Annotated in this window: 14 protein-coding genes and 2 pseudogenes; 5 read left to right on the plus strand and 11 right to left on the minus strand. The window is 55.3% G+C overall.

What is annotated here, in order from left to right; genetic code table 11:
* Window positions 1-104: 104 nt before the first annotated feature.
* The 3 genes from BFR47_RS09100 (at window position 105) to BFR47_RS17495 (ending at window position 3,136) form a co-directional block, all read left to right on the plus strand.
* Window positions 105-812: an XRE family transcriptional regulator gene (locus tag BFR47_RS09100; protein ID WP_175514087.1), complete on the plus strand. Its 708-nt coding sequence runs from the start codon at window positions 105-107 to the stop codon at window positions 810-812.
* Window positions 813-1,230: 418 nt separating this feature from the next.
* Entirely contained in the window at window positions 1,231-2,430 is a 1,200-nt protein-coding gene (locus tag BFR47_RS17490; RefSeq protein ID WP_083399069.1) for a reverse transcriptase family protein, read from the plus strand.
* Window positions 2,414-3,136: a retron Ec48 family effector membrane protein gene (locus BFR47_RS17495; RefSeq protein WP_083399070.1), complete on the plus strand. Its 723-nt coding sequence runs from the start codon at window positions 2,414-2,416 to the stop codon at window positions 3,134-3,136. The genes BFR47_RS17490 and BFR47_RS17495 overlap by 17 nt, the downstream gene beginning before the upstream one ends.
* A 165-nt stretch (window positions 3,137-3,301) precedes the next feature.
* Here BFR47_RS17495 and BFR47_RS09105 read toward each other — a convergent pair whose 3' ends face one another.
* Window positions 3,302-3,826, minus strand: coding sequence for a hypothetical protein (locus BFR47_RS09105; protein WP_071472772.1), 525 nt, complete (start codon window positions 3,824-3,826; stop codon window positions 3,302-3,304).
* Between the two features lie 122 nt (window positions 3,827-3,948).
* Window positions 3,949-4,422 carry an ImmA/IrrE family metallo-endopeptidase gene (locus BFR47_RS09110; RefSeq protein WP_071472773.1) on the minus strand — a complete coding sequence of 158 codons (474 nt, stop codon included), beginning with the start codon at window positions 4,420-4,422 and terminating at the stop codon, window positions 3,949-3,951.
* Between the two features lie 257 nt (window positions 4,423-4,679).
* On the opposite strand from BFR47_RS09110, the pseudogene BFR47_RS09115 reads away from it, so the two are divergent.
* A pseudogene (locus BFR47_RS09115) lies at window positions 4,680-5,734 on the plus strand (phage integrase).
* Between the two features lie 256 nt (window positions 5,735-5,990).
* On the opposite strand, the gene BFR47_RS09120 reads toward BFR47_RS09115, so the two are convergent.
* The 8 genes and pseudogenes from BFR47_RS09120 to BFR47_RS17805 form a co-directional block, all read right to left on the minus strand.
* Window positions 5,991-6,527 (minus strand): hypothetical protein, encoded by a 537-nt coding sequence (locus tag BFR47_RS09120; protein ID WP_071472774.1) that lies wholly within the window; start codon window positions 6,525-6,527, stop codon window positions 5,991-5,993.
* Window positions 6,528-6,788: 261 nt separating this feature from the next.
* A complete protein-coding gene (gene nhaC, locus BFR47_RS09125; RefSeq protein WP_071472775.1) occupies window positions 6,789-8,261 on the minus strand; it encodes a Na+/H+ antiporter NhaC in 1,473 nt (490 codons plus the stop codon).
* Between the two features lie 132 nt (window positions 8,262-8,393).
* Window positions 8,394-10,673 carry an ATP-binding protein gene (locus BFR47_RS09130; RefSeq protein ID WP_071472776.1) on the minus strand — a complete coding sequence of 760 codons (2,280 nt, stop codon included), beginning with the start codon at window positions 10,671-10,673 and terminating at the stop codon, window positions 8,394-8,396.
* Between the two features lies 1 nt (window position 10,674).
* Window positions 10,675-11,454, minus strand: coding sequence for a substrate-binding periplasmic protein (locus BFR47_RS09135; protein WP_071472899.1), 780 nt, complete (start codon window positions 11,452-11,454; stop codon window positions 10,675-10,677).
* Window positions 11,454-12,173 (minus strand): response regulator, encoded by a 720-nt coding sequence (locus BFR47_RS09140; RefSeq protein ID WP_071472777.1) that lies wholly within the window; start codon window positions 12,171-12,173, stop codon window positions 11,454-11,456. Before BFR47_RS09140 ends, BFR47_RS09135 begins: the two co-directional genes overlap by 1 nt.
* Window positions 12,174-12,458: 285 nt before the next feature.
* Window positions 12,459-13,696 (minus strand): annotated as a pseudogene (locus BFR47_RS09150) (NAD(P)/FAD-dependent oxidoreductase).
* A gap of 205 nt (window positions 13,697-13,901) precedes the next feature.
* The gene (locus tag BFR47_RS09155) at window positions 13,902-15,095 is read right to left on the minus strand and encodes a sodium:solute symporter family protein (RefSeq protein ID WP_139215142.1); all 1,194 of its coding nucleotides are present in this window, start codon (window positions 15,093-15,095) and stop codon (window positions 13,902-13,904) included.
* The gene (locus BFR47_RS17805; protein ID WP_139215143.1) at window positions 15,056-15,313 is read right to left on the minus strand and encodes a hypothetical protein; all 258 of its coding nucleotides are present in this window, start codon (window positions 15,311-15,313) and stop codon (window positions 15,056-15,058) included. The genes BFR47_RS09155 and BFR47_RS17805 overlap by 40 nt, the downstream gene beginning before the upstream one ends.
* A gap of 148 nt (window positions 15,314-15,461) precedes the next feature.
* Here BFR47_RS17805 and BFR47_RS09160 point away from each other — a divergent pair, with 148 nt between their 5' ends.
* Complete coding sequence (locus tag BFR47_RS09160; protein ID WP_083399071.1) at window positions 15,462-16,379, plus strand: LysR family transcriptional regulator; 918 nt, start codon at window positions 15,462-15,464, stop codon at window positions 16,377-16,379.
* A gap of 77 nt (window positions 16,380-16,456) precedes the next feature.
* On the opposite strand, the gene cuyB is transcribed toward BFR47_RS09160, so the two are convergent.
* Window positions 16,457-17,167, minus strand: coding sequence for a cysteate racemase (cuyB, locus tag BFR47_RS09165; protein ID WP_071472781.1), 711 nt, complete (start codon window positions 17,165-17,167; stop codon window positions 16,457-16,459).
* Window positions 17,168-17,389 lie beyond the last annotated feature (222 nt).

Consider the following 17,389-nt stretch of genomic DNA (forward strand, 5'->3'; position numbering starts at 1 on the left):
TAGTCGGCTCATTCGTTTTCGTGAGGTGATTATTAGATCATTTGGTTTGATCATCAAGACCATTTAAACTGCAATATTCACCATAAAGGCGCTAAGTGTGATCTATGTCAAACTTTGAGGGTTCAAAAGAGGCTGCTGCAGGCATGGACTCGTTCGATCTGAAGGGTTTTACAGAACGAATGGAGCTAATCCTCGGGGATGAGTCAGCTCGTTCGTTCGGAGCTAGATGTGGTTTGAGCGATACGGCGATCAAAAAGTATCGCTCAGGCGCATCAACTCCAAACGTAGAGAGACTAATTGCTATCGCGAATGCTGCTGGCGTAGATGTTAAGTGGTTGGCTACTGGTCAAGGTAATCGCTCGGCAGATGACAGTGATGCCGAATCACAATCCAAAGTGCTCTGGGTCGATAGCTACGACGTTTTTGTCTCGGCCGGTAACGGTGCCCATAACGAGTGGGATCACCTGGAAGCCCGCGTGCCGTTCTCTACTGCTTGGCTGGAAGACCACGGCCTGATCGGCAAACGCCTGGCCGTGCTTAAAGTGCATGGTGACTCCATGAGCCCGACCCTGGAACACGGCGACACTCCTTTAGTGGAAATGCTGCCCGAAGACGCCGTCGAAAACCTGCCCGACAGCGTGTACGTGCTCCGCCTAAACGGCCAGCTGCTGATCAAGCGCCTCCAGTCCGACCTGATGGGCGGCCTCTACATCAAAAGCGACAACCCGGCCTACGACAAGCTCCACCTCACGCAAGACAATAAACCCGACGACATACGCATCATTGCCAGGTGGACAGGGAAGAAAATTTAATATTAGTTTCATTAAAATTTTACACGCAATAAGTAATAGCTGAGGGCAAAACATCTCAGTTGGTCACCAATAAATTAGTGATTTCTAATTTATTGGATATTATTAAGCTACTTATTGCGTTTTGTTGCTTGTTCCGCTAGAGTCCCATGTGCATGAGCGTATCGCTCAGCTTGCTGCAGTTGATGTAATCGTATTTGTCTTTTGCTCTATTTTATATAGAGCGCTGGAGTTAAAAAACCAGCATTGCCGAGGCCTGCACCCTATGCGCCCCTCCCGGCCCTTCGGACCGAGAGTAGCGAAGGACGATGAGCTTAGCCAGAGAAATGGTGGCAGTTGACAAATATAATCAATGAATGCAACACCATTTCTCGATCTCTAGAGTATGAGTGGCTAAGCTTTTATTGTCAGTGATCCCTTTATGTATATCAAAAAACCTCAAATCACAACATTGAACGCTATCGCTAATGTATCAAATTTATGCAGTGTTCTTGATATTAGCGAAGAAGAGCTTAATCAGGCTCTTGCGTTGAGTGATTATGATAGATACGTTCAAGCCAAAACTGAAAAGAATGATGGTTCATTTAGAACCATTCATAAGCCACATTATTTATTGCGGAAAGTGCAGAGGCGAATAAATACTCGAATTTTTCAGAAAATAGTACGTTGGCCTAGTTATATATTTGGATCTGTTCCTAATACTAAAGATGAAGGCAATAATGTTGTTGAGAATAAGGATTATGTGAGTTGTGCGGCTCAGCATTGCGGAGCTAAAAGCTTATTGAAGTTAGACATAAAAGACTTCTTTGATAATATAGATATTTTTCATGTCAAGAAAATATTCACAGGTCTTTTTAAATATAACTGTGATGTGTCAAATGTATTGAGTGATATTTGTTGTTATAGAGGAGTGGTTGTACAAGGTGCATTGACATCTAGTTATATTGCTAGTCTATGTTTGTGGGATGAAGAGTATAAAATTATTGAGAGGTTGCAAAGAAAAGGATTAGTTTACACTCGGTTGGTAGATGATATTACAGTATCATCTAGAATATCAAATTTTCAATTTGATCATGCACAATCGATTATATCCAAGATGTTGCAAGACAAGGACCTTCCGATAAATAATAATAAGACAAAAGTATTTCACGCATCTATTGAGCCATTAATGGTGCATGGTATGCGAGTTAATTTTAAAGAACCACGATATCCTTCTGATGAGGTTAGAAGATTACGGGCAGCTGTACAAAATATTGAAAAGTTATCATCGGAAGTTGGTTATAGAACAACATTTGCTTATAGAAAAGATTTTAACCGTTGCATGGGGAGGGTAAATAAATTAAAGCGTGTTAAACATGAAAAACATCAGGTGCTAATAAATAAACTAAATAAAATTTTGCCTTTGCCGTCAAAGACAGACTTAAGAAGATGTAAGCTGGCTGTTAAACGGTTAGAAAATGACTTCAATAACAAAAAAGAATCATATTGGTACAAGAAAAGATACTATATGGCTCAAGATAGATTAAACGTCTTGCAACGGACATATTATAAAACTGCATTAAAATTAAGAAGCAGGTTGAACGTAATAAAGCCAGAGTATGACAATGTTGAAAATGCTTAGAAAAATAAAACTGATACCTTTTGTTGTTTATTCTTTTGTTATTGTAGTTCTGGTCAGTTTGCTTTTAATGGTAACGATACTCTACACTACAATTTATAATGAAAAAATGTACTTGCTAGAGTTTTGTTTTACCAATGAATGTGTTTTGTATACCAATAAAAAACTTAGTGCTGTAATTAAGGTTTTCAATGCAACTATTTCTATTTTGACATCAATCGCTACTGTTGGTGGTATTGCTGTTGCCGTGAAAAGTTATCTTAATGTCACTCGCTCAAACGCATTAAATAATCATATTGCGCATTTTAAAATATTCCAAGACTATATAGATTTTGAAGTGAAAAAAAGAGATAGACTGCTACTTTCCGCCATTGATACTTTTAAGTGGTACAACTTGATTTTTAAACGTTCACGCTCTGGGTCTATGAATGTGTCTGATGAGTATGTTGAAGTGGTTACTCGAATGAATAATGAAATATTATCATCTAATAAACAGGCTCAGAGTGCAACAGAAGGTTCCTATCGTTATAAGGAGCATCAAAAAAGAATTTCTGGTGCAGTAAGCTTTTTTGGTATTAATTTAAGTTTTCATCCAAGAAATGATTTTTATGAAATAGAGACACAAATGTTAGATTTAATTTCTACAGTGAATAAAGCGTTTTGTACTGAATCGCTCGTTCCTGAGATTGAGAAGAGAAAATACATTTAAAAATAGACACTAAATAAAGAGGAAGGTAAAAATAAAGATAGGACCAAGGTTACGCACATCCGCAAGCAGTTAGCCACCAAGGTCGAGGTGCTGGTATTTGAGAGTTTCATTGAAGAACCTGGGCAACACCGCCCTTGGTGAAAGGACGGTGCTGAGGTCGCTTTGTTACTTGCCTTTACTCTTCAACCAGTTTGCAAATTGTGTCAGTAGTTCACTGAATGGGCCGGCCAAGCCTACATAATCTGATGCTGGTTCGTTTGGCTTGTTGGCCGAAATTGATAACTTAAGTACCGCAAGTATCAAGGTCAGGCCTACACCCAGCACAAATGCAATAAGCGTGATAATGGAGCCGGACGAAATCAGCGCCTTGTCCCATTCATTTTTTTCGGTCTTGTTTTCTTCGGTGCCTTTGCTATCCGTACTGGCTTTGCTGCGGGCGCTGGCCTGGGTTTCGTTGGCAGGGGAGATATTGGCCTCTTGAGCCTTTGCTGATGCTATGACTACAGCTGATGATTCTTTCTGGCTTGCATGACCAACCACACTGGTTATGGCCAAGTCGGTATATTTCAGGCCTTTGTACAAGAAGCAAATAGACACTGCCATAGCTAGTACAAGTGAAATGATACGAAGCCACATCATTGCCTTGGCATCAAACGTTTGCCACCGGAGTACATGCTGGGCCTCGTTCACTTTCTCGCTGGGGAGATCGCCTTCGGCAGATCATCAAATGTTATTTTTTCTTTTTTATCGGACATAAAAAACCCTCTGCAGTCAGAGGGTTAATGTATTGGCCTGTACGCTTAGTTGCAAGCCTATAGCATGCCAAGGTTCTTAAGGCGGTAGTACATGGCTGCTTCAGACACGCGCAAGGTCTCTGCCAAGCGGGAAATGTTGGTCATGCCTTCGCGATATACCAGAGTCTCAATGGCCAGTTTAGGCATGAGCAGAGCGGCAGCGAAACGGTTGGCCTGCACTTCCTGCCAGTCGTTGTTGCCGCTTGAAAACGAGCCAGCGTTATCGCGGTGTTTGGACTTAGAGGATGTGACATGCCCCAGCACATGATGGCCAATCTCGTGCGCCATGGTAAAGCGTTGACGATTGGTACTCTCATTGCGGTTAAACTTGATGACTTTCTGTCCGTCACGGATTTCTGCTTCACCGCTCAAATCAGGCCCATCAAGCACGTCGATCCGCATGCCCAGAGAGCGGGCAATGTCGGCTGGACGAACTGGTAGCAACTTGTCCCAATGGGCGTCAAGTATGCGTTTAACAACAGCTTCTTCCATCACACCCTCCTTTTAAACCCGGCAGGTATACGCTGCCTCGTTACGGTTACAGCGGGATGACGCTTCCACTGCGTCACCCCTAACATAGCACTCCCACACAAATTTGCATTGATGCAAATGGGGCCTCACATTTTACACCAAACGTGTTCGTTGTCACTGTATGTCACTACTGGTGTTTATTGGTTGCATCTTTAAAGATAGCTCAGTTAGGATTTTGCTGTATAAATTAACAGTATCCTGATGTGCTGAGTGAGACCATGGCAGTAAGAAAACTCCCGTCCGGTAAGTGGCTGGCCGAGCTGTACCCCGAAGGCCGGCCCAGCAAAGACAGGCCCAAGGTGCCGCGCATCCGCAAGCAGTTCGCCACCAAGGGCGAGGCACTGGCGTTTGAGCGCTTCCTGGATGATCCCGAAAAAAGCACGCCCTGGCTGGAGTCTGGTGCCGAGCCGAGCGATCCACGACGGTTAACCGACCTGGTGGAGCGGTGGTTTGCCTTGCATGGGCAAAGCCTGCGGGATGGCGAACGGCGGCAGGCAAAGCTGATTAGCTTGTGCGAGGCATTGGGCAATCCCCTGGCGGCATCGTTTTCAACGCGGGACTTTGCCGCCTACCGAGAAGCCCGGCTTTCCGGCAGTCTGCCGGACCGGCGAGCGACCAATCAAGCCAGCCAGGGGGTTACCCCCAACACCGTTAACCGGGAGCATGCCTATTTGCGGGCGGTGTTCAACGAACTGAAGAGGCTAGGGGAGTGGCAGGGCGAAAATCCGTTGGACGGGCTGCGGGCCTTCAAGGTGGCCGACAGTGAACTGGCGTTTTTGTATGAAGCGAGATCAAGCGACTGCTGGATGCCTGTGCCGACAGCAGTAATCCGGATCTGCTGTTGGTGGTTAAGCTGTGCCTGGCCACCGGTGCCCGTTGGTCCGAAATTGAAGAACTTACCCAGTCACAGGTGACCCCTTACCGACTGACCTTTACCCGCACCAAAAGCAAAAAAAGCCGGGCTATTCCCATCAGCCCCGATCTTCATGCCCAACTGCCCAAAAAGCGCGGTCGGCTGTTTGGTGACTGTTACCGCGCCTTCGAAAAGGCACTGACCGTCGCCGGTATCGAACTGCCCGACGGCCAATGTACCCACGTGTTACGCCACACCTTTGCCAGCCACTTTATGATGAACGGCGGCAACATTCTGGTGCTGCAAAAAATTCTGGGTCACTCCACCATCACCATGACCATGCGTTACTCTCACTTTGCTCCCGATCATCTGGAAGATGCCATCCGGCTCAACCCGCTGGCATCTATCAAACCGTCCTGAAAAGTGGCGACGAAGTGGCGACAGAAAAAGTAGAGGCTGGCTTTTTTTAGTCGCCATTGGTTTATAAGTGATTGATTTTAAACGTAACGCATTGATTCATAAGCACTTGTAACTGATTTAAAATCCCTCGCTGGTAACAGCGTGCCGGTTCAAGTCCGGCTCCGGGCACCATTTCCTGTCGTATTTTATCCAGCTTTTTTCGGTATCTCTACCTGATGGCACCGGCCTTCGGCCGTGGCTTCATCGTTGCGCAAACTTATCCCGCTACACACGCATCCAGCTGTTGATATAACCGCTGCAGTTCCAGGTATACCTGTTGGGTGGTCCGGCCTGCGGGGGGTATGGTGATAAAATCATGGTTGCCGAGATTCAGCGCATCTTGCCGTGCCACGCGGATCTGGCTGAAGCCGTAGGTGGTGCCGTTTTTCTGGCTGAGTTCGGCCATCTGAAAACGTATCCGGTAACGGCTGGGCAGAATACCAAGCTCTCTATTGTTGACCTCGATCATCCCCCTGGCGTTAAGCACGTCTTCCCCCACATAACCAATCGGTTCGGGATCCTGTTCGGGTGCCTGCATCAGTTGTCTGGCACAGGGCTCGGCCCGGTTGGCGGCAAAGCGCCGGGAGGAGAAGAACGACAGGCTCTCCAGTCGGGGTGGTTGCGTCCGGGTTACGGCGACGCCGGGAGTTTGGGCGGACACCTGCTCGGTCTGTCCGAGATAGCTATAAAGGGATTCCATACTGGTGCAGCCTGTCAACAGCAACGCCAGCAGGGTGGTGATGCCTGGGTTCATCCTAAACCTCCGATTGCGTCCATTTGCGTTAAGTGTGGTGGCTGCCCGGCCGTATGACAATGTGAATGCCTTCATCCGCCGACCCCGGTCCTCTGCTCGGCTGAAGAACAACGTGTTGCAGGCGATATGGAAAGGAGGGCTCGGTGCCCCCTGTATACGGAGCCCGTCTTTGCGAGGGTGACGATTGCACCAATGAACAAGGGCCCCGATGGGGCCCTTGTTGTTTAGTTTGCCTGCCGCCGGTTTCTGGCCGGCTGGTGCTTATTTGGCGAGGGCCGGCTTGACGCTCGCTGTCTGCTCGGATTGGTTCTGGTCGGCTTCTGCCGGGCTGAGCCTGGGCGAGAACCAGCCCAGGTGGGCGTAGGCCATGCCGATCAGCGGCGACAGCCAGCAGGCGAAGGCCAGGGGGATATAGAGCAGGTTCTCGGTCTGGCCTTCGGCAATGCCGAGTCCGAGGGCGGTGATCACCACGGCACCACCGGCGTTCCAGGGGATCAGCGGCGATATCAGGGTGCCGCCTTCTTCAACGGCCCGCGACAGGTTCAGTGCCGAATAGCCTTTGGCCCGGTAGGCGGGAGCATACATGCGGCCGGGCAGGGCGATGGACAGGTAGGGGTCGCCGCCAATCACGTTGGTCATGGCCGAGGTGGCGATGGCGGATGACTGGATGGCGCCGAAGCTCTTGGCGCGGGTCAGAATTTTTTCCATGATCACTTCCAGACAACCGGTACGCTCCAGCACGCCGCCGAAGGCCAGGGCCACCAGCATCAGGGTGATGACCCAGGTCATGCTCTGTATGCCGCCGCGGTTGAGCAGGGCATCGATTTCGCGCACGCCGGTATCGATCTGATAACCGCTGAACATGAAGTTGAAGGCCTGCTGCAGGCTCACGTCCTGGGTCAGCATGGCGGTACCCAGGCCCAGCATGGCGCCGGCAAACAGGGTAGGCAGGGCGGGCATCTTCTTCAGCGCCAGCAGCACGGTCACGCCCAGGGGCAGCAGCAGAGGCCACGACAGGTTGAAGTGTTGATCCAGGCCGTTGATGATGGTCTCGATACGGCCGAAGTCCACGGCCTGATCGCCAATCAGACTGAAGCCGGCGAACAGATAGATAACCAGGGCAATCAGCATGGCCGGAATGGTTGTGGGCAGCATGTTGCGGATATGGTCGAACAGGTTCACGCCGGTCACCGCCGGCGCCAGGTTGGTGGTGTCCGACAGCGGCGACATCTTGTCACCGAAGAAGGCGCCCGACACCACGGCGCCGGCGGTCCAGTACATGGGAATGTCGAAGCCGCTGCCGATGCCCATCAGCGCCAGGCCCACGGTGCCGGTGGTGCCCCAGGAGGTACCGAGTGACACCGACACCACGGCACAGATCAGCACGCTGGCGGCCAGAAACAGCTCGGGGGAGATCAGGCTCAGGCCCAGCTTGATGAGATAAGGCACGGTGCCGCTGGCAATCCAGATGCCGACAATCATGCCCACGATGATCAGAATGCCGACCGACTGCAGCCCCAGGCGCACCACACGCATGATGCCGTCTTCCATTTCGGGCCAGCGGTAGCCGCGCAGCCAGCCGATCAGGGCGGTAATGGCCACGCCGATGGCAAGCGGAATATGGGGGGTAAAGTTGCCGAAGTAAAACAGCTGTACGCCCAGCACCACAAAGGTCAGGGCGATGGGCAGGCAAGCCAGCCAGAAGCCGGGTTTGCGTGGAATCGGTGTTGTCATTGGTTCTCTCCTTGAGCCGGTAAGGCAGGCCAATACTGCTGGCCTGCGCGGTTATCCCTTGGGATGACTCCAGCTTACGGCGTGGATGTAACCTGTATTGCTGTAAATGTAATGAATTGTAAATGGGTTGTCTTAAGTGACATGGGTCAGGCGGGTGCGAATGGCGTCCAGCTCGCTCAGGGTCTGGTTTACTCTCTGGTTCAGCTGTTCGACCAGGGCCGATGGCACCGGCTGTTGCTGCTCGGCGAGGGTTTCCAGCCGGGCCAGTAGATTACCCAGATTTAGTTGTCCCAGCATGTGTGCCGTGCCACGCAGGCGATGGGCCAGCTGAGCCAGCTCTATATGGTCACCGCAGGCCAGTTCCCGGCGCAGGGCGGCATGCTGCTCTGGCAGCTCCTCTGCAAAGCGGGTCAACAGGGCCAGCAACCGGGAGTGACCCAGTACCGTCAGTTGTTCCTGCAGAAGCGGATTGTCCAGCCGGGGCGGCACCGGCCGGCCGAGCGCCTGGATCAGTGCCTGATGCAGGGCGGGCCATAGTACCGGCTTGGCCACCACCGCCCGCAGCCCCGCCGCCAGATACCGGGCTATATCCTGCGGGGTGACGCTGGCGGTCAGCGCCACAACCGGCGTGTCGTGGTTCAAGCCGTGAGCCTGGCTCTGGATGTGACGGTGGGTTTCCAGGCCATCCATGCCCGGCAGATGCATGTCCATCAGGATCACGTCGAAGGCCTGCTGTTCGGTCATGCTTTGGGCCTGTTCGCCGCTGTCGGCCAGGCTCACCAGGTGGCCCTGTTGCTCCAGCAGGGCGGCGATGATCTGCTGGTTGATGGCCATGTCTTCCACCAGCAACAGACTCAGGCTGGGGAACGGGGGCAGCGGTACCTCGGGCATGGGTTGCGGCGGCGTCTCGGCCGGCGTCAGCGGCAGTTCGAACCAGAACCGGCTGCCCCGGCCCGGCTGGCTCTCTACCCTGATGCATCCGCCCATGGCGGTGACCAGTCGCTGTGAAATGGCCAGCCCCAGCCCGGTGCCACCGTAGCGGCGGGTGATGCTGTCGTCGGCCTGGGTAAAGCGGTGAAAAATACGCTGCTGCTGCGCGGGGGCGATACCGATACCGTTATCGCTCACGCTGAATCGCCAGCCGGCATCGACGGGGGTGACGGCCAGCTCCACCCGGCCGTGTTCGTCGGTAAACTTGATGGCATTGGACAACAGATTGATCAGCACCTGGCGCAGCCGGTTGGCGTGCCCCTGTACATGACCGCCTGGCAATGCGGGAGCCGCGACTTCCAGTGTTATCCGTCTGGCATCGGCATAGCCCTGCATCATGGCCCGGGTGGTATCCAGCAGCTCGGTCAATGCAAAGGGGGCGGCGGCGTCGGACAGTTGTTCCTGCTCCAGGGCGGCAAAATCGAGCACGTCGTTCAGCAGCATCAGCAGGTGCTCGGCCGACTGTTGCAGGGTATCCAGTCTCGGGCCTTGCGGGCTGTGCTGCAGGGCCGGACGCAGCAGCGCCAGGGTGCCGAGAATGCCGTTCATGGGGGTGCGCAGCTCGTGGGTCATGGTGGCGATAAACCGGGTCTTGGCCCGGTCCGCCGCCTCGGCGGCCTCCTTGGCCTGGCGCAGGCGTTGGGTACGCTTGTCGACCAGTGCCTCGAGCCGGTCTTTGTCCAGTTGCAGTTCGCTCTGGCGCCGTTCCCGGTGCTGTATGTCCTGCTTCACCGTGTGGCGCAGGGTGTTGATGGCCTGCACCAGGGTGTCCAGTTCGTCCTGCTGGTGCCCGGCTCGGCGATCCAGCGCCAGCGTCTGGTGCCAGCGGCCCTGCACCAGCTGTTCCACATAACGGGCCATCCGTTCCAGATGACGGGTAACCAGTCGCTGAAACAGCAGCATCAGGCTGCAGGCAATGGCGAGCACCGTCAGCGTCTGGCCGGCAAAGGTCGAGAGGGCATTCTGTACCAGCTGCTCACGGATGCTGGCCCGGCTGAAGGCCAGTTCGAGCTGCCCCAGGGGACGCGGACCCAGTAGCGGGCTGGGATAGATCAGCTCGAAACGATACAGGTAAGGGTCGCCTTCTTCGTGCCGGGTCAGCACCAGTGGCGCTGCCAGGTCGTCGCCGGTCAGGGTCAATTGGGCCACATGGGGCATGTCGAGCATACTCTTCAGTTGCAGTCGGGTCTGGGGCAGGTTGAGATCCCACAGGCTCTGACTCAGGCTGTCCAGATAGCTCTGTTCGATCAGGCTGACTCTGTCAGTCATGTCCTGCTGAGTCTGGCGATAGTCCAGATACAGCTGTACCGAGGTCGAGATCAGCGAAAACAGCAGGCTGAAGCCGAGTACCAGCAGCAACAGTCGATAGCCGAGCGGGTGCCGGCGACGCCAGGCGGGGAACAGGGCAAACGACGTGAACATGTCAGCGGGCATCCGTGAGCGCCAGATAGCGTTGCTCGTAATAGGGGGTGATCTGGCTGATGTAGTGATCTTCGGTGAGCTGGCGTAACCGTTCGGAAATCACCGGCAGCAGTGGCAACAAGGCGGAGCCGTTGGGCAGGGCCAGATGGTAATACTCTACGGTGATGATGGACGGCAAGGGCCGGATCTGCTCCTCAAGGTGCAGCCGCTGCGCCTGCAAACGGCCGGTGGACAGGCCGATAGGCATGTAGTCGATTCGTCCCAGTGCCAGCTTGCCGACGTTTTGCTCGCCGGTGGAGACCCGCTCTACATCGGGATGGCGGGCCAGCGCCTGGTCGAATTGATCGCCGAAGCTGTCGCCGAACAGCAGCCCCAGGGTCTTGCCGCTCCAGTCCGGGGACGATTCCGGCTCGCTGTTGCGCTCGGCCCGGGTGAACAGCACCACGGGATCTGCGATGATGGGCGTCTCGCTGAACTGGAATACTCGCTCGCGCTGACGCGTCTTGTAGGCGGCCACAATCACGTCTACCCGTCCCTGCCTGGCTTCCAGCTGACAGCGTTCCCAGTTGCCGAACACCCGCAGGTCCAGCTCGTAGCCGAGTTCGCCAAAAATCAGCCGGGCCAGATGAGGTGCTATGCCGGTAAGCTGGCCGCTTTCATTCCATGACAGCGGCGGATACATGGGGTGGCCGCAGGCGGTGAGGACGCGGACATCGGTCCGGGCTTTAGCCTGAGCCTGAAGCGGCAGTGCCGGCAGCAGGACAAGCAGCAGCGTGAGCATCAGGGGCACGATATCGCCCGGGGCGTGAACACATAGCCGGCACCGTGCACGGTGAGAATGGTTCTGGGCTGGGCGGGGTCGTCCTTCAGCTTGCGCCGGAGCCGACCCACCAGCACGTCCACGGTTCTGTCGTTGGGCGCCCATTCCCGGTTTTTCATTTGATCCATCAGCTGATCCCGGGACAGGGTCTGGCCCGAGTGGCGCATGAAGGCGCACAGCAACTGGTATTCGCCGTGGGTGAGGGGGGTCTGTTGGCCGTCCTGGTCGAGCAGTACCCGGCGATCCAGGTCGAAGCGCCAGTCGTCAAACTGGCAGACGTTGCCTGTGGCTTCCGTCGGCAGGCCGGCGGTCGAGGCGCGCACCCGGCGCACCAGGTTCTTGGCCCGGGCCAGCAGCTCCCGCGGATTGAAGGGTTTGGTCACGTATTCGTCGGCGCCGCATTCCAAGCCGATGATGCGCTCGATATCGTCCTGGCGGCTGGTGACCAGTATGATGCCGACTTCGGAACCGGCGCGCAGCTCCCGGGTAAGCGTCAGGCCGTCTTTGCCCGGTAACCGGATGTCCAGCAGGATCAGGTCGACCTCCTGCCCGGATAACAACTGCTCGGCCGCTTCCGCACTTTGTGCCGAGAACACCCGATATTGTTCTTCCCTGAAGTAATCAACCAGGCAATCCCGGGTGATAGCATCGTCTTCCACTATCAGGATGCGGATATCCATATCATTCATTCTCATCTGTTCGGGCAGGCGCGAACCTCACTGTCCGCGGGAGCAAACTTCTAACACCGCCGGGCAGAGCTTGTCAACTTGTCGCCGGTTGTGTCACCGGCGCTGCGCAACCCCGTACCGGCCGGCAGTGCCGCCGATGATCTGAGGCCGGTGATGTGAGGCAGAGCGACGATCACCAGGCCGCGGGGCCTCGGCCACCATAGGTTTCATGCCCCGGGGGCCGATAGGGCCGGTGTTTGGGCAGGTGTTTGTGCTATAAAAATCAAGCGGTGAGTCTTACAGGAAGCGGCTCGGCGACAGTGCCCTGGCCAGCCGGTCGGGTTGATGGCCGGCCAGGGCATCGGCGATCAGCTCACCGGTGACCGCGGCCAGGGTCATGCCCAGATGGCCGTGGCCAAAGGCCAGCAACACGCGGTTGTGGTCCGGCAGGGGCCCGATGACCGGGAGTGAGTCGGGGGTGCTGTGGCGGACTCCCATCCAGCGCGACGTCACCTCAACCGGGCGGCCAAACAGGCGTTCGGCCCATTCCTGCATATGGCGGTATCTGTCTTGTGCCGCGGGCGCGACGGTTGGGCAAATTGGGTGGTACCGGCGATGCGGATGCCGTTGTCCATCGGGGTGGCATAAAAATAGCGGGCGAGCCAGCCAACGGGCCGGTTCAGCACCAGTTCCTCATCATCCAGCATCAGGTGATAGCCGCGCTCGCTGACCACCGGCAGTCTGACTCCCAAAGGCGCCAGCAGTTGCTGGTTGCCGATGCCGGCAGAGAGCACCACGGCATCGGCCGCCAGCTCCTGATCGCCGGCCCGCACCAGGGCACGGCCACCGGCCTCGCTGATGCTGTCGACCGCCAGCGGCTGGTAATCCAGCCCTTGCGCCAGTAACCGCTGGTGGAGCTGCGTGCAGAGCTGCCGGGGATGGCGCAGCGACCAGGTGTCCGGATACCAGAGGCCGCCCTCCAGACCCTCTGGGTTCAAGCCCGGCTCCAGGTTCAGCAACGCCTCCCGATCCAGGGCTTCACACTGCACCCCGTCTCGTTGCTTGGCGGCGGCCAGTTCGGTCAGTTGCGGGCCCATGGCGGGAGCCTGGCGATAGACTTGCAGGCATCCTTTGGTCTGATAGAGGTCATCCGAACCCAGGCTTTCCAGCAACCGCTGCTGCAACAAGGTTCCCCTGGTGACCAGCTCGACCAGGGTTTGTTTGTTTTCGGTAAAGGGGCCGTGGCCGATGGCACGCAGAAAAGCGCGGCCAAAGCCGGTCAGTTCGGCAAGGTAACGGGGATCTATCGACAGCGCACGCTGGCGGCGGGTGATTTCTTTAAGCATGGCACCCAGGCTGTCGGGGTTGGCCAACGGGGTGGTGGCGTAGTTGGCAATAAGACCGGCATTGCCCGACGAGGTACCCGATCCGGGTTGATTCCCATCCAGCAAGGTGACCCGATGGCCCTTGTCCAGCAAGGTTTTAGAGACGCACAGGCCGACAATACCTGCGCCGACCACGATGATATGTTTCATGTTGATAAAACCACCTGATTGACTTGAATGGCAGTGACAAGATGCGCTGTTGAATAACGGCGGGTAAGGGGGGCGAGCCCCCCTGTTGATCAATGTGCTTTATAGAACCGGTAGGACATAACTCCGATAGCCAGTGCCGTCAGAATACAGGTGGCGGAGGTGGCATAAATGGCGAATTCGAACCAATGCATATCTGAACTCCTTGTTAGCTGTTTTTGGTCACGAGCGACGTGGCTCGGCTGTTTTTGAAGGTGTGATAAATCAGGGTAAAGGTCAGCAGGTTGGCCGATACACCGGCGACCAGTGCCGACAGCCCCGTCATGCCGCTCAGATCCCAGGGGCCCCATTTCCACACAATGGTGACCAGGGCACCGGCGATGATGGCGCCGATGGCCGACTTGCTGCATTTAAGGTCAAGGAGCACACCCAGCACGAAAGGAATGAGGATGGTCGGTGCCCACAATGAATAACTGATCAGCAGGGCATCGATGATGGAGGTCGCATACAGCGCGAACACCACGGCGCCGATACCGATCAACAGATTCACCAGACGTTCAATCCACAGTTTCTTTTTCTCGTCGACATCGGGGTTGATAAAGCCCTGATAGATATCCTTGACGAAGATGACCGATGCCGAGTTGAGGTAGGAATCGGCAGTCGACATCACCACCGCCAGCAGGGAGGCGAGTACCAGGCCGGTGATACCCAGGGGCAGGGCGGTTCTGATCAGTTCCGGCATGGCCAGATCCGGGCTGATATCCGGGTAGAGGATCAGCGCAATCAGACCGATGGTCGAGCTGACAAAGTAGAACAGAAAACCGAACAGGCCCGAGATGGTGTAGCCGATTTTGGCATTGCGGGAGTCCGGGGCCGCCAGCGCGCGCTGGGTATAGGGCGGGACCAGGGTTTCACCCAGCAGGAAGGCGATAAACAGGCTCAGGAACATGCCGGGGCCGTAATCGCCCATGATGCTGAAATGGCTGTCGGGCAACCGGGCAATCAGCTGTTCTGCGCCACCCACCTCATTGATGCCGATCAGCAGGGTGATGGGCATGAAGATGGCCAGCATCAGGAACTGGACCACATCGGTCTGGATCACCGCCCACATGCCGCCAATGGTGGAATAAAGCAGCACCACGCCCATGCCGATCAGGATGCCGGTGGTGATATCGATACCGATAATGGCATTGAATACGGTCCCGACCGCCAGGGCCTGGGCACCCAGGATCCCGACACAGAATATCAGTGAAAAGATACCGGTAATCAGCCGGGCATAACGACCGAACTGTTGTTCCATGATGTCGCCCACCGTATGGGCGCCGATATACCGCTTGAGTTTGGGGGCAATGAATATCCCGGTCAGCACAGTGGCAATCGGAAAGGCACTGGCCGCGAACATGAAGCGTAGCCGTGATCAAATGCCTGTCCGGCCCGGCCCATGGAGGCGCCGCCGCCGAGGAAGGAGGCCGCCAGGGTGGCAAACAGGATCGGCCAGGTTATCTTGTTGCCGGCAACGGCAAAGTCGGCGCTGGAGTTTACCTTTTTGACACTGCGGTATCCTATGTATCCCAGCAATATGAAGTAGGCCAGCAGGCCCATCGTATCCAAATAGTGCATAACTCTCTCCTACATCCCTTGTTTGTTGTGAGTCTGTGTTGATTATGTTAACTGTGTCGGTATAAGAACAAATAATACTTTTCGATAGATGTATAAATAATATTTTTACCCTACTTTGGTTAACGGCAACCGCTATTCGAGGTAACGGATGATCCCGAAAATAAATGCGAAACAACTATATATATTTCAAGAGGTTATGCGTGGTGGTAGCATCAGCAAGGCGGCGCGGAGACTGGGGTTGACGCAACCGGCGGTCAGTGCCGCCATCGCCAACCTCGAAAGTGACATGGGCTTCTTGCTATTCAAACGGAACCACTATGGCACCGAGATGACCCTGGAAGCCAAGTCCTTCTCCGAAGGAGCAGAGCGGGTGATCACGGCGTTGAACAACCTCGAGGAACTGGCCGAGGATCTGAAGCATGGGCGGGTCGGTAAACTGCAGATAGGGTGTATGCCGGGATTGTCTACCATCACGCCCACCATTGCCGCCCGCTTTATGCGCGACAATCCGGAAGTGAGGCTTTCCCTGCAGACCTTTCCTTCGAGGAAGGTAGAGGAGTGGGTGGCCGCCGGTCACTTCGATCTTGGTATCGTGGAACGGCCACAGTCTAAAAACGAGCTGGAGATCTTTCCCTATAAGTTCGAGATGCTCTGTGCGCTACCCGCCGATTCGGCGCTGGCAGCCAAAGATGAAATAACCATCGGGGATCTGGATGGCAAGCCCATGATCACCCTGGGTGATGGACATCAAACCACCATGCAGCTGCGCAGCCTGGCAAACCGGCATGATTGTCGGCTTAATGTTGTTGCCGAAACCCAGCTTTTCCCTTCGGCGATGGCCCTGGTCAATGAAGGGGTTGGCTATGCGCTGATCGATCCGGTCACCGCCATGGAGTACGGCAAGAGGAGTGACAGTCAGGTACTTTTGCGGCCGTTCAGGCCACTGGTCGAATTCGAGGTGGCCATCATACTGCCGAAATTCCATCTGGTTTCCCGGCTTTGTCGCCATTTTCAGGTGGCCCTGAAAGAGGAGTTTGACCAGCTGGTGCAGTCGCTGGCCGAATAACGGCAAGCGGCGAGTGTGAGCTCGCCGCCAAACCGGGTATTGCCGTCAATAGTGATGGGTTCCGGCCTGTGGCCGAACTACGCCGCGACCGCCATCTGCCGTGAGCCGTGCCACTGAATGCAGGCGGCCGCCAGTGCCTTGGTGGCATCCATGCCCAGGTGAGCGTTGGGCGAGCCGATGTGATCGAGCGCAAAGGGGATTTCGGTACAGCCGAGGATTACCCGTTCCACGCCCTGTTGCAGCATCTCGCTCATGCAGGCGTCCAGCAACCGGCCTCCCTGCTCGACGGCGCCGGACTTGACCAGGTAGATCCCCTCCATTACCTGCCGCTGCAGTGCCGCATCGGGCATCTTCATGTCGATACCGAACGCCGCCAGGTGTTTGGGGTAGAAGCCGGCCTTCAGGGTGCCGTCGGTGGCCAGCAGCCCCACCGAGGTGATCTTGTCCTGCGCCAGCGACTCGGCACAGGCCTGGGCAATATGTAGTATGGGGACGCTGCTCGCCTGAGCCAGTTGCTCGTACCAGTGGTGGGCGGTGTTACAGGGAATGGCGATACAGCCGGCACCGCCATTGATCAGGGTGTTCAGTCCCTGCAGCAGCGCATCGATAGGGGACTCCCGGTTGTCCATCAGGCAGGCGGTGCGGTCCGGGATCTGGGGGACGGAATGGACCAGCAGCGGCAGATGATCCTGATCCCGGCTGGCCGGAGTCTGGTTGATGATTTTGGTAACGAAATCGACGGTGGCGAGGGGGCCCATGCCGCCAAGTATTCCTATCAGGGAACTCATAATGGCTACTCCATGCTGTTTGTCAGCAGCCTAAGACAGCCGATAGCGTCGGTAACAATGCTGTTTGAGTACCCCCTATGTCCAATCTGTATAATGGGCAGGTAATACTTTATATATCAAAAAGATGGCGCCGTTATGCGCAATTATCATAACCGGTGCCCGGTTTGCATGGGCCCATATTGGCCTGAGGAATGGCACCATTCGGGTGATATAATGCGGCAG

It is taken from the genome of Oceanisphaera psychrotolerans, from assembly GCF_001870485.1.
In the GTDB taxonomy this organism is placed as follows: Bacteria; Pseudomonadota; Gammaproteobacteria; order Enterobacterales; family Aeromonadaceae; genus Oceanimonas; species Oceanimonas psychrotolerans.